The organism is Pseudolactococcus hodotermopsidis, from assembly GCF_011170085.1.
Classification (GTDB): Bacteria; Bacillota; Bacilli; order Lactobacillales; family Streptococcaceae; genus Pseudolactococcus; species Pseudolactococcus hodotermopsidis.
Genome location: NZ_BLLI01000067.1, coordinates 1 through 11,556, shown reverse-complemented (window position 1 = coordinate 11,556; position 11,556 = coordinate 1). Strand labels below are relative to the sequence as shown.

General features: G+C 37.3%; 11 protein-coding genes and 2 pseudogenes. 2 read left to right on the top strand and 11 right to left on the bottom strand.

All coding sequences use genetic code 11. The annotated features are described in order from the left end of the window. A pseudogene (locus Hs30E_RS09260) lies at positions 1 to 215 on the top strand (ISNCY family transposase); the annotation flags it as partial. A gap of 174 nt (positions 216 to 389) precedes the next feature. Next, positions 390 to 2,969 carry a YfhO family protein gene (locus tag Hs30E_RS09255; RefSeq protein ID WP_172209676.1) on the top strand — a complete coding sequence of 860 codons (2,580 nt, stop codon included), beginning with the start codon at positions 390 to 392 and terminating at the stop codon, positions 2,967 to 2,969. 11 nt (positions 2,970 to 2,980) lie between these two features. Here Hs30E_RS09255 and Hs30E_RS09250 read toward each other — a convergent pair whose 3' ends face one another. The 11 genes and pseudogenes from Hs30E_RS09250 to Hs30E_RS09200 all read right to left on the bottom strand — a co-directional run bounded on the left by Hs30E_RS09250 (position 2,981) and on the right by Hs30E_RS09200 (position 11,388). Continuing rightward, positions 2,981 to 3,589, bottom strand: a complete 609-nt coding sequence (locus Hs30E_RS09250) for a TVP38/TMEM64 family protein (RefSeq protein ID WP_172209675.1) — start codon at positions 3,587 to 3,589, stop codon at positions 2,981 to 2,983. A gap of 49 nt (positions 3,590 to 3,638) precedes the next feature. Further along, a complete protein-coding gene (locus tag Hs30E_RS09245) occupies positions 3,639 to 4,034 on the bottom strand; it encodes a CvfD/Ygs/GSP13 family RNA-binding post-transcriptional regulator (protein ID WP_172209674.1) in 396 nt (131 codons plus the stop codon). 104 nt (positions 4,035 to 4,138) lie between these two features. After that, positions 4,139 to 4,717, bottom strand: a pseudogene (locus tag Hs30E_RS11605) (peptidylprolyl isomerase); the annotation flags it as partial. A 26-nt stretch (positions 4,718 to 4,743) separates the two neighbouring features. Continuing rightward, entirely contained in the window at positions 4,744 to 5,544 is an 801-nt protein-coding gene (locus tag Hs30E_RS11600; protein ID WP_172209672.1) for a Cof-type HAD-IIB family hydrolase, read from the bottom strand. Positions 5,545 to 5,560: 16 nt separating this feature from the next. Further along, positions 5,561 to 6,190 carry a response regulator gene (locus Hs30E_RS09230; RefSeq protein ID WP_172209671.1) on the bottom strand — a complete coding sequence of 210 codons (630 nt, stop codon included), beginning with the start codon at positions 6,188 to 6,190 and terminating at the stop codon, positions 5,561 to 5,563. Continuing rightward, positions 6,183 to 7,133: a sensor histidine kinase gene (locus Hs30E_RS09225; RefSeq protein WP_172209670.1), complete on the bottom strand. Its 951-nt coding sequence runs from the start codon at positions 7,131 to 7,133 to the stop codon at positions 6,183 to 6,185. The genes Hs30E_RS09230 and Hs30E_RS09225 overlap by 8 nt, the downstream gene beginning before the upstream one ends. 9 nt (positions 7,134 to 7,142) lie before the next feature. Continuing rightward, positions 7,143 to 7,808 carry a cell wall-active antibiotics response protein LiaF gene (gene liaF, locus Hs30E_RS09220; RefSeq protein WP_172209669.1) on the bottom strand — a complete coding sequence of 222 codons (666 nt, stop codon included), beginning with the start codon at positions 7,806 to 7,808 and terminating at the stop codon, positions 7,143 to 7,145. Positions 7,809 to 7,933: 125 nt separating this feature from the next. Continuing rightward, positions 7,934 to 8,263 carry a metal-sulfur cluster assembly factor gene (locus Hs30E_RS09215; protein ID WP_172209668.1) on the bottom strand — a complete coding sequence of 110 codons (330 nt, stop codon included), beginning with the start codon at positions 8,261 to 8,263 and terminating at the stop codon, positions 7,934 to 7,936. A gap of 180 nt (positions 8,264 to 8,443) precedes the next feature. Then, the gene (locus tag Hs30E_RS09210; protein ID WP_172209678.1) at positions 8,444 to 9,823 is read right to left on the bottom strand and encodes an ISNCY family transposase; all 1,380 of its coding nucleotides are present in this window, start codon (positions 9,821 to 9,823) and stop codon (positions 8,444 to 8,446) included. A 334-nt stretch (positions 9,824 to 10,157) separates the two neighbouring features. Then, positions 10,158 to 10,535, bottom strand: a complete 378-nt coding sequence (gene cdiI, locus Hs30E_RS09205) for a ribonuclease toxin immunity protein CdiI (protein WP_172209667.1) — start codon at positions 10,533 to 10,535, stop codon at positions 10,158 to 10,160. A gap of 10 nt (positions 10,536 to 10,545) precedes the next feature. Then, complete coding sequence (locus Hs30E_RS09200) at positions 10,546 to 11,388, bottom strand: CdiA family toxin C-terminal domain-containing protein (RefSeq protein WP_172209666.1); 843 nt, start codon at positions 11,386 to 11,388, stop codon at positions 10,546 to 10,548. Positions 11,389 to 11,556: the final 168 nt, after the last annotated feature.

Genomic DNA, 11,556 nt, shown 5'->3' with positions numbered 1-11,556 from the left:
TTTATATCAATATCGAGGACAAAATTTATAGCTCAAGAATGTTACTAACACATGAAATTTACTCAGAAGAATTTGATCAACCCAAAGAAGGCAAAAAAGAAAAACGCAAGTATATTCCCCAACAGTCACACCCGTGGAAACTTGCATCTTTCGAAAAGTATCTCAGAAGAATCGGTAAGACGCTTCTGGAATATCAAGCTGAAAATTCAGCCTAAATCATAACTAAATAATATCAAAAATGGAATCTAAAAGCAAATTTTGCTTTAGAAAAACGTAACTCATGTTTAGACTTTTTTTGGGACATTTTCAATTTCGCTTGACAGAAGTCAACTCAATTTTTATCTACGCCAAAAGTCGTTTATCTCGTGAAATTTTGATACAATAAAGATATGTCTGCATTTATCAAAAAAAATAAAATTTTTCTAGCGCTTAGTTTTCTCATCCCACTTTTGATAATGGCGATTAATTTTGCCTTTCTTGATATTTATTGGGGTAGTGACACAACCGTCCTTGCTGGCGATGCTTATCATCAATATGTCGCATTTCATTCGCTTTTTTCTCATATTTTACACAATGATTCTGGCTTTTTTTACACGTTTACAAGTGGATTAGGGCTAAATTTCCTTAGTTTCTCCTCTTATTATCTTGGTAGTTTTCTAATGCCACTAACCTATTTTTTCGACGCATCAAACATGCCTGACTGCCTATATCTTCTGACTTTACTCAAATTCGGTTTGATTGGTCTATCAAGTTTTAGCGCTTTTAAAAACATGTATCTTTCCCTATCAAATTGGCTCATCCTAAGTTTATCAAGCGCTTATACACTCATGAGTTTTATCGTTAATCAGTCAGAAATCATCATGTGGCTTGACGTTTTCATCTGGATTCCCCTGATTATCTGGGGCTTGCACAGTCTCATGGACAAACAAAAACGCACGCTTTACTTTGTCAGTCTAACCTTGCTTTTCATTCAAAATTATTATTTTGGTTTCATGCTAGCAATTTTCCTAACAGGTTACTTTTTTGCTAGACTAACTTTTAACGGTTGGTCACTTAGTAAGCTGATTGACTTTGCGATTACCTCTATTTTGTCTGGTATCGCCAGTCTCATCATGATTTTACCCATGTATCTGGACTTGAAAGCCAACGGCGAAGCTTTTAGCAAAGTAAATGCGCGTTATACTGAAAATGCTTGGTATTTTGATATTTTTGCCAAAAACTTCATTTCTAGTTACGATACGACACAGTACGGCGCAGTACCAACGATTTATATTGGTCTCTTGACCTTTTTATTGGCAGTTCTCTTTTTTGCCACCAAAACGATTCGATTACGCACCAAATTTGCCTTTTTGTCTCTCATCGCCTTTATCATCACGTCATTTTACTTGCGCCCACTTGACCTTTTTTGGCAAGGCATGCACACACCGAACATGTTTCTACACCGTTACAGTTTTGTTTTCAGCATTTTAATCGTGATAATGGCAGCCGAGACCCTGACAAGACTGTCTGAGATTCGACTACGTTGGCTTATTTTCCTCTCACTTTTGATGATAACAGGCTTTACTGCAACCGTTCTCAGTAAACATTACAACTACATCACTTCCCTCAACATCTCCCTTACCATTTTATTTGGCATTGCTTATTTGATTATCCTCATTGCCAACCGTAAAAACTGGCTAACAACCAAACAAGTACCGATTTTCATGATGATTTTCATGCTCGTAGAAATCGGTATTAACACGTCCTATCAGCTCAATGGTATTTCTGACGAGTGGCACTATTCCTCACGCAATTCTTACGATGAAAATACCAAAAAAATTCTGCCCGCTGCTAAAGTAGCTATGACTGACAAAACTTTCTATCGCATGGACGAAACGCATCCAGATACTGCCAATGACGGCATGAAATTTGGCTATCATTCATTATCACAATTTTCATCTGTTCGCAATCGCAAATCATCATCAACTCTAAATCTACTGGGTTTTCGTTCGGATGGTACCAATCTCAATTTGCGTTATCCTCTAAATACTGTTCTCATGGATTCGATTTTCGGGATACGCTACAATCTCAACACACGCGAAGCCGATAAATATGGCTTTAGCGCTACTGGCACACCACATCTGAGCGAAAATTCCTACGCACTAGCACCCGCAATTTTTGTAGAAAATGGCTATTTCGATGTCAAACTAAAGGACAAAAAAATAGTTGCCAATCAAACCGCCTTTGTCAACCAGCTTGCTGGCACATCGTCAACCTTCTTTTCACAATTTTATACCGATAGTGAAAAGACGAACGCCAAAATTACAGGTGGCAATGACAGAATTACGCTGACACAAAAGGGAAAGGACGAGATGACACTCAGCTATACCGTGACAGCACCCGCAAATGGTCAAGCCTATCTCAAGTTTGCCGATGTGACTTATGAAAATACAGATGCTGAGTATATCAAGGTAACTATTAATAACATTGAAAATGCGCAAACACAAAGCCTATATATCAATACCTACGATACTGGTTCGCTGATAAATCTCGGCTACTTTGAGACGGCAAGTAAAGTTGAAATCACGCTAGATTTTCCCCAAAATAAGTTTATCAATTTTGATACAACGGAATTTTGGAGCTTAAACACAAAGATTTACAGCTCAGTTATTAACAAACTCAAAGAAACTCCTGTCACAGTCAAGCAAATAAAAAACGGTTTGAGGGCGGCAGTTAAGACAAAAACGACAGGTGATTTGTTTTTGAGCATTCCTTATGATAAAGGTTGGACAGCCAAAGTTGATGGTAAAATTGTACCAATCAAGCAAGCGCAAACTGGTTTTATGAAAGTACCACTTAGCAGTATTGGGACACATCAGATTGAGCTGAATTTTATCCCACAAGGCTTTAAAATTGGTATCCTTTGCTTTATTTCGGCGATTTTTCTGTTTGTCATTTATAATAAAAAAAAGCATACGTCATTAAATTAACGCATGCTTTTTTACGTCAGCAAATCTGCCAAGAAACCACCACCATGAATCAACAGATAAGAATACAGGTAAATTGGCAAAGGCTTACCAATAAAAATTGTGAAAAGAAAGAATCGAAAGCTCATCTTAGTTTGGCTAGAAATCAGGACAAGCGCATCATCTGGCGCAACTGGCAAAAGAATTGCAATAAAGAAAATCAGATTATATTTTCCTTGTCCTTTATTGACCCAAGTCATATATTTATTGTAATGTTTCTCCTTGATAAAGGTCTTAGCCAAAGCCACGCCGTAAACACGCCCCAGATGAAAAAGAATAATTGACCCGATGACAATCCCGATATAGTTATAAAGAAACCCTTTATAAGGACCAAAAATCATAACACCAGCCGCCGTTGACAGACCACCTGGAATAATCGGAATAACGACCTGAACAATCTGCACACCAATAAAAATAAAAGGCCCTAAAAAATAATGTGCTAAAATCAACTCGGAAAGCGCTTTCTGATCATGCAAAGCACCAATACGATACAAATAATAACCACCAATCAAACAGCCAATAATCCCTAAAATTGACACAACATTAAAAAGCCTATGGACAATTTTTAAAACTTTTTCATTCATACATTGTTTTTCTCATTCTTTGTCTACTAGACGACGCATTAAAACACAATCAAGCACCTTGATTTTCCTTGACTTGCTTCAAATAAGCCAGCTGCTCCTCAGTCCAATCTGCCAGATTATCTTTGAAAGGTTGAAAACCTATTTTATTTGCTGAATTATTAAAATGAAATTTACGCTGAATATGATGCGTTTGTGGATGCGCTTCAAGCGTTCTCAAACTCAGCGAAACCTTACCGTCAAACTCGTCAATATCAATAATCTGCGCCTTGACTTTCTGCCCAACCGCAACTATTTCATGAATATCCGCAATATAGCCAGATTTTATCTCCGAAATGTGAATCAAACCACGATTTTTACCAAATCTGACAAAAGCACCATATTTTTGCAACCCTGTGATTTCAACATCGACACGATTGCCGATTTTTATCATTTTTTCAGCTATCATCTTACTTTTTTCTTCTTTAAATTAGACGTTTTTTTAGTACTAATCCCTTTGCGAGTGCTTGTTTTTACCATTGGCGCACTTAACTTTGTCTCGACATTATCAAAGTCGATGCTAAGAATTTCAACATCATTAGTCGGCCGATCCTGAAAACCTGTCGGTTCTTTGGCAATGCGGTCAAGCGTTTCAAAACTTTCAGCAGTTGCTAATTGTCCAAAAACCGTATGACGACCATCCAAATGCGGTGTGCCACCAGCTGTATAAATCTCAGCAATTTCTTCAGGCCAGCCACCTTTTACCAAGGCTTCTTTCGGATAAGACAGATTTTCATTTTGAACAATGAAAAATTGACTGCCATTAGTATTTGGACCAGCATTTGCCATTGACAAAGCACCCCGAATATTGAACACATTGTCCGAAAATTCATCTTCAAATTTTTCGCCATAAATGGAAGTACCACCCATACCAGTACCAGTTGGATCGCCGCCCTGAACCATGAAATCACGAATCACACGGTGAAAAATCACGCCATCATAATAGCCCTCTTTTGCCAGTTCAATGAAATTTTCAACTGTTTTTGGCGCCTCTGTATCAAATAATTTGACAGTCAAATCGCCAAGATTGGTATGAATTGTTGCAAGTGTTCCTTTGTAGTTGTCTAAATCAATTTGTGGGTAAGTTGTCATTTTTTTATTTCCTATTTCTTTTTATATTATAAAATCCCAAGAATTTTCAATGCTTTTTCGATACCGTCATTTTCAACGCTATCTGTCACATAATCTGCTTTTTCCAAAATTGTCGGATGAGAAACTTTCATAGCAACCGCAAGTCCTGCATAGTCAAAAAGCTCAATGTCATTTAGCTCATCGCCAAAAGTCATCAGATTTTCAGCCGTCAAACCGAGCTTGTCAAGAACATGCGAGACGCCAATCGCCTTGCTTCCTGTCATTGGCACAATATCAGACGAGTTTTTATGCCAACGCACCATACGCACTTTATCCGTCAGATTGTCAGGTAAAACTAAACGCTCATCATGTTCAGAAACCGACAGCAGCTGATAAACAGGCGCTTTCAGAAAATAGTCCTTATCTACTGGCATTTTCCCATAAATGCTGTCAAGCGCATTTCTTGTTATCGCGTCATCATTTGAGGCAATCACTTCATTAGCACCGTAAAAGACATATGCTTCATCTGTCGAACGTAGCCACTCAACTAAATCCGTCACAACAGCCTGAGGCAATGGTTGATCGTAGATAAAATTACCTGCCTTATCCTCAACATGAGAACCGTTCGCCGTGACAAAGAAATCAGGTTTAAGCGCACGAATTTCAGGTATCACACCAAAAAAATTACGCCCCGTAGCAATGCCAGTTAAAATCCCCTTTTCACGCAACGCTTCAAAAACGCGATTGACCGATTTCGGCATAATACCTGTATCTTTCACGCGCAAAGTGTCATCTATATCAAAAAAGATGACTTTGATTTTACTTGCTTTTTCAATTAAATTTTCCATACTTAATTATATCATTTCAGGCGATTTTGTGCTTGATTGCGTATATGGCTGCTTGCGTGCGATCCTCAACTTGCAATTTAGCTAAGATATTAGAAACATGCGTCTTGACTGTTTTGAGCGAAATAAAGAGCGCGTCAGCAATTTCTTGGTTGGACAAACCTTTAGCAATTTCCTTTAAAACTTCACGTTCACGCGCGGTCAAATCATCGTGTAACTCAGGTTTAGCATGATTTTTAGCATAGATTTTAGCACGAACACTATCAGAAATCACATCTTGACCCACCGCAATTTTCCGAACAGCCTCAGCAATTTCAGTCGCTTGTGACGTTTTCAAAATATATCCCTTAACACCCGCTTCAAGCGCTGGAAATATTTTCTCATCGTCCAAAAAGCTCGTTAAAATTAAGATTTTCGCAGCAGGATTTTCAGCCAAAATCATTTTTGACGCCTCGATACCATCCATTTCATCCATAACCAAATCCATCAAAATCACATCTGGTTGATGTCGTTTGGCTTTTCTAACACCATCCGCACCATTGACTGCTTCAACAAGGACGGTCAAATCTTCTTGCATGTTGAGATAGCTTGAAAGTCCTAATCTGACCATTTGATGGTCATCAACTAACATAATCGTTATTTTATTCATCTCTTTTCCTAACTTTTGGGATTACGATTTTCACTGTTGTACCCGCACCTTGCGCTGAGGTCAACTCAACATTGCCACCTAGCGACAGTGTCCGTTCACGGATATTTTTCAACCCTTGACTCGCTGTCTTTTCAATTGTCGAATCAAACCCACAGCCATCGTCCTTGACCACCAAAACGAGCGTTCCCACCGTCTCAAAAAAATTAATATAGATATTTTTCGCCTTGGCATGACGTAACGTATTTGAGAGCAATTCTTGGGTCATACGAAAAATGTTATTTTCAATATTTTTATCGGCTTTGATTTCAGCAACGTCAGCTGATATTTTCGCAGAAATTTTAGCTTGGAGTTCATCTATGAGGGCGTTTAGCCCTTCAGTCAACGTCTTATCAGCCAATTCTGATGGTCGAAGATGTAATAAAAGCGCACGCATTTCATCTTGTGCTTCGTGCAAAATTTTCAAGGTCAAAGTTGTCTGACTTTGAATTTGACTCGGCGTTAAATTAGGATTATCAACAACTGATGACAAAATCATTGTTGCCGCAAACAATTCTTGACTGACTGAATCATGAAGTTCACGTGAAATTCTAATTCGTTCAGACTCAATAATCTCAGCTCTTTTTGAGTTTTGCGTGACAGAAAGGGCTTGCAACTCCGTTGACATTTGCTTAACACGATTTGATAAGACCTGTAATTGCTTATGTTCTGGGGGTTCATTGTTTAGAATTTTTTCAATATCTTGCTTTAAACAAGCAGTATAGTCGTTATTTTGGAGGAAGAAAAGCCCTGTCAAAACGAGTGTCAGAACTGCTGTCACAAGGAGAATCAGCCAAGCTGTTCTAAAATCAAAAAGATTGACTTTGAGCAAACGTAAAAGACCAACAATACCGCCCAAAATAATGGCAAACCAAGTCACAAAAGTCGTGAGAATGTTTTTTTTCATACACCTATCCTAACCTTTGATAACTTCGACATTGCCTTGAAGTACTTTCACCATGATCCGAATGCGTTTATCGGATGCGCCAAAATCATCACTCATATAACGAACATGTTCAGCATTGACACGCGTAATATCGTCAAAAATCTTGACCACGCCCGAAACAGCAGTCACATCCAAAATGACGGCAACATCATCTGGCACGATAATTTTCGTATTACCTGATGCTTTTTTGATTGATAAATCATTGCCCGTCGACTTAAATTCAGTGAAAGCAAGGTCAATCACGTCATTACCTGACATACGCGACACGCTATTATCCGATTGATTGTCAAAAATCGCCCGACGTTCAAAATTATCGGTCGTATGATTTTGAGTATTTACTGATGTATAGGTCGTACCAGTCGTGCGCCAAAAAATAATTGCCACAATAACTGGAAACAATAGTACAAGCCATGTATAACCGTTTGCAACAAACATGATAAGCGCAATAATACCAAAGCCCGCTGCAATTTGTCGCAAGACTTTTTGCGCGACTTCTGCCTTAATCTGCATTGACAAATATGCCAAAAATAGCCCGATTACCAAGACAAAGAGGAAAAAGGGATTTTTAAGCAAAGAAAAACTCAGTAAAAAGAGTAATATAATCTCGATAATTATAAAAAACTTAAATTTAGTCATAACTCCATTTTAACATTTTTAGGCACAAAAAAATCAGTCGTGAGACTGAAATTTTGGCTTTTATTTACTTATGTGGGACTAATTTTTGAGATGTCAAACACCTAAAATTGGCAAGTTCAAGCAACTCAACGAATCCCCAAAGCAATTCGCGCATAACGACTCATCTTATCCACACTCCACGCAGGATACCAAACAAGCTTGACCTCAACTTCTGTGACCTCAGGCACTTCTTTCAAAACATCATGAATCTGATCCGTCAACAAATCAGCAAGCGGACAGCCCATTGTCGTCAAGGTCATCTGAATCTCCGTGCGACCTGTATCGTCAAACTCAATCGCATAAATCAAGCCAAGATTGATAATATCCACGCCTAACTCTGGATCAATCACACCCTCAAGCGCTGAGAGAATGTGGTCTTTGATTTTTTCTACTTCTTCTGCTGTATAATTTGCCATTTTAGGATTACCTTTCAAATCGTTACTGCTTTCATTTTATCAAATTTTCTTATTTTTGACAAATATGTTTGACTGTCAAGCGAAAGTGAAAATGTCCCAAAAAAAGTCTAAACATGAGTTACGTTTTGCTAAAGCAAAATTTGCTTTTAGATTCCATTTTTGATATGATTGAGTTATGATTTATGCTGAATTTTCAGCTTGATATTCCAGAAGCGTCTTACCGATTCTTCTGAGATACTTTTCGAAAGATGCAAGTTTCCACGGGTGTGACTGTTGGGGAATATACTTGCGTTTTTCTTTTTTGCCTTCTTTGGGTTGATCAAATTCTTCTGAGTAAATTTCATGTGTTAGTAACTTTCTTGAGCTATAAATCTTGTCCTCGATATTGATATAAATATTACCGTCAAAGGCTTCTATAACAAGTGCCTTAGATTTTTTAGTAAAGTACATTTCCTTGTCTCCTTTAATTGGTAAGTAGAAGTGATTGTTATAACGGATGTGGTGACCACTGTCAACGACACGTTTCGCCACGCGAGCTAGCAGTAAATTAATCGTAGAAGCTGAAGGGGCCTGTTCAAAAACGGTCTCTTTTGTTTTATTGCCAAACTTTTGGTTGAACTGTCTGACCCATTTGTTTAGAAAGTCATTAGCGTCTTCAATTGTTGTAATTCCAGCTCTTTGTAGGTCAATCGGTAATCTTGACTGTAAAGTCCCATTTAAACGTTCTACTCGTCCTTTAGCTTGAGGTATGGACGAAGTTTTGACGTCAATCCCTAACTGATGACAAGCAAAGCCAAACTGTGTTAAAGTATCGTCTTCCATTTTTTTCCTCGCTTTTTTATGATACTCGAAAACCGTTCTCTTATCAGTCAAGAAAGCGACAGGGATGCCATGTTTAGTTAAGATTTGATGTAAGACATGATAATATCCTTTGAGTGTCTCTTGTGTATCGAAATAAGCGCCTACGATGTTTCCAGAGGCATCATCAATTGCGACATGTAGATGTGTGATTTGTCCACCAAACCATTGATAAGAGCTAGCGTCCATTTGTATTAATTCCCCACTGTATTTCTTTCTCGGCCTGCTTGGATGTGCTTTTTCGACTACTTCTAATCTTTCTTCTGCTTTGTGAAGTAGTGCAGTTTCTTGTGTCTGACTTTCTTTTTTCTTTCGTAGCGCCTTGATTCTTCTTCTCGTTTTCCTTTGGGACTTTGGAGAGAGTAAGCCATCGCTATATATGATTGCCCGTATGGTTGTGTCAGAGTAATGAATGTCCTCAATTTCTGCTAGTATTTCAGTGAAATGTTTGATGTTTGGAGTTAGGTCTTGATAGGCTTTATAGTGTTTGATAATTTTTTCCTTGATTTCAAAGGAGATGGCGTGGGCAGGTCTCATGCCTCTATTGCCGTGTACAAAGGCTTGTTTGCCTTTTTCTTGATAAGCTTTGAGGAGGCGATTGACTTGTCTAAGAGACAGACCAAGCTCGACACTAGCACGTTGTTTCTTTTTCTTACCATCGTGTACTAACTTGATAACACGATATTTTTTCAATTCATTCACAGTGAGTAATATCCTTTTCATAAGTATTAGTTTAACATTTGGGACATTTTGTATTTCGACCTACTTAGGACATTATCACTTTCGAATGATACTTATTTTTGACAAATATGTTTGACTGTCAAACATGTATGGACAATTATAATATAGTTGTCCAATATTTATAGCAACCTTTTTGACGGTAATAACTTTCGATTTCTTGATGTATTATACGACTTCCTTTTTTAATTGCTTCACGATGTTTTACTAACAATATTTGTAAATCTAAAATAACATAGTGATTGTTCATAAAGGTCAGGCAATCTGACAAATAATTATATAGTTACTTGACTTTATTTTACAAACCTAAAGCTGTTTTCACTTCTGATAAAAGGTGTTCATATTCAGCTTTATCGCTAGGTGTTTCGGCAATTCTTTCATTAACGACTTCTACCAAATAAGCATAAAATTCATCAAAATTGAGATATAAATTTTCTTCTACTGGTGCTGCGGGATATTTAGCCCAAAGAAGTATCTGATTACTTTTAATCTCTGATAATTCATTTTGAAATTCATAGGGGTCTTCTTCCATATCCTCTTTAGAATATATTCCAATAAAATCATTCCCATAGCCTATTTTTTTTGAAAACATTTTCAAACTTCTTTTGTCTATATTACTTGCATAAGTTCTTAATAAAATACGTCTTTCTTCTTGATTAGTAACTATCAATGCCATTTCATTCTCCTTAATTTAACATTGGAAAAAAATTAGTTATTTTTCCATCTTCAATGAATCCTTTAAATTTTAAACCATTATTTGCTATTCCAGTAATTTCACGTCCATCTATAACCCCATTCTTCATTGCCTCTTGTCCCCACTCATATATTTGCTTATCACTGATAATATTAGGGTCATAAACTGTTTTGGGTTGCTTAATCAATCTATATTCTGGAGGGACTAAGGGTTTCCCATCAATTCCTTTTTTAGGAACTTCATAGAATATCTCTTTAATTCCTGGATATATTGGATTCGTTTTTTCTGATGCAATTCTTCCGCCAACTTCATCTAAACTTTCAAAGAAAGCCTTAGAATTGTGTCCACCACTAAATCCCTCTCTACTAATTTTCTCCACATTCTTCAAATGATTAGCCGCATTCGAGCCTATCGGAATATCATCCAACTTACCTGAAAGTCTTTCCGCATCCCACATCTCACTAAGTACTTTAGCTTCTTTCCCAGTAAGTCCAAATGTCTTACTGATTTTTGCTAAATCAAGCGCTAAATCTCCACCTTTTTCGAGCAGTCTAACTGCTTCCATGGCTTTATAAAGGCTGACTGCTTTTTTCGCTGGAAAATAAGTTAAGAGTAGCGAAAGAAAACTCAATGATTGTTCAGAAAATGAAGCATCTGCATCCAATAAAGTTTTGACATCATCAACACCGATTAACGCCATTATAAGTTCTGGTGCTAATTCTTTTAAATTCGCCCAACCTACTTTGGTAATCGCCCAACGAAGGTCTTTTGTTTTCTCATTATCAACTTTTCCATTAACATAAACAGTTGGAAAACTTTCTCCCAGACCATTCATAGCTGACCACTTAATTTCAATCTTATCAGTTTTCTTCTTGCTTTTATTAGACTTCTCCCGAAATTAAATTTCGAAATTGATAATACCACAAATTAAGGACGCCCGAAGTAAGTGCCTCTTTCTTCGATTACGATATTTCTGAGCCATACACTTAAAGGTTTTGATTTT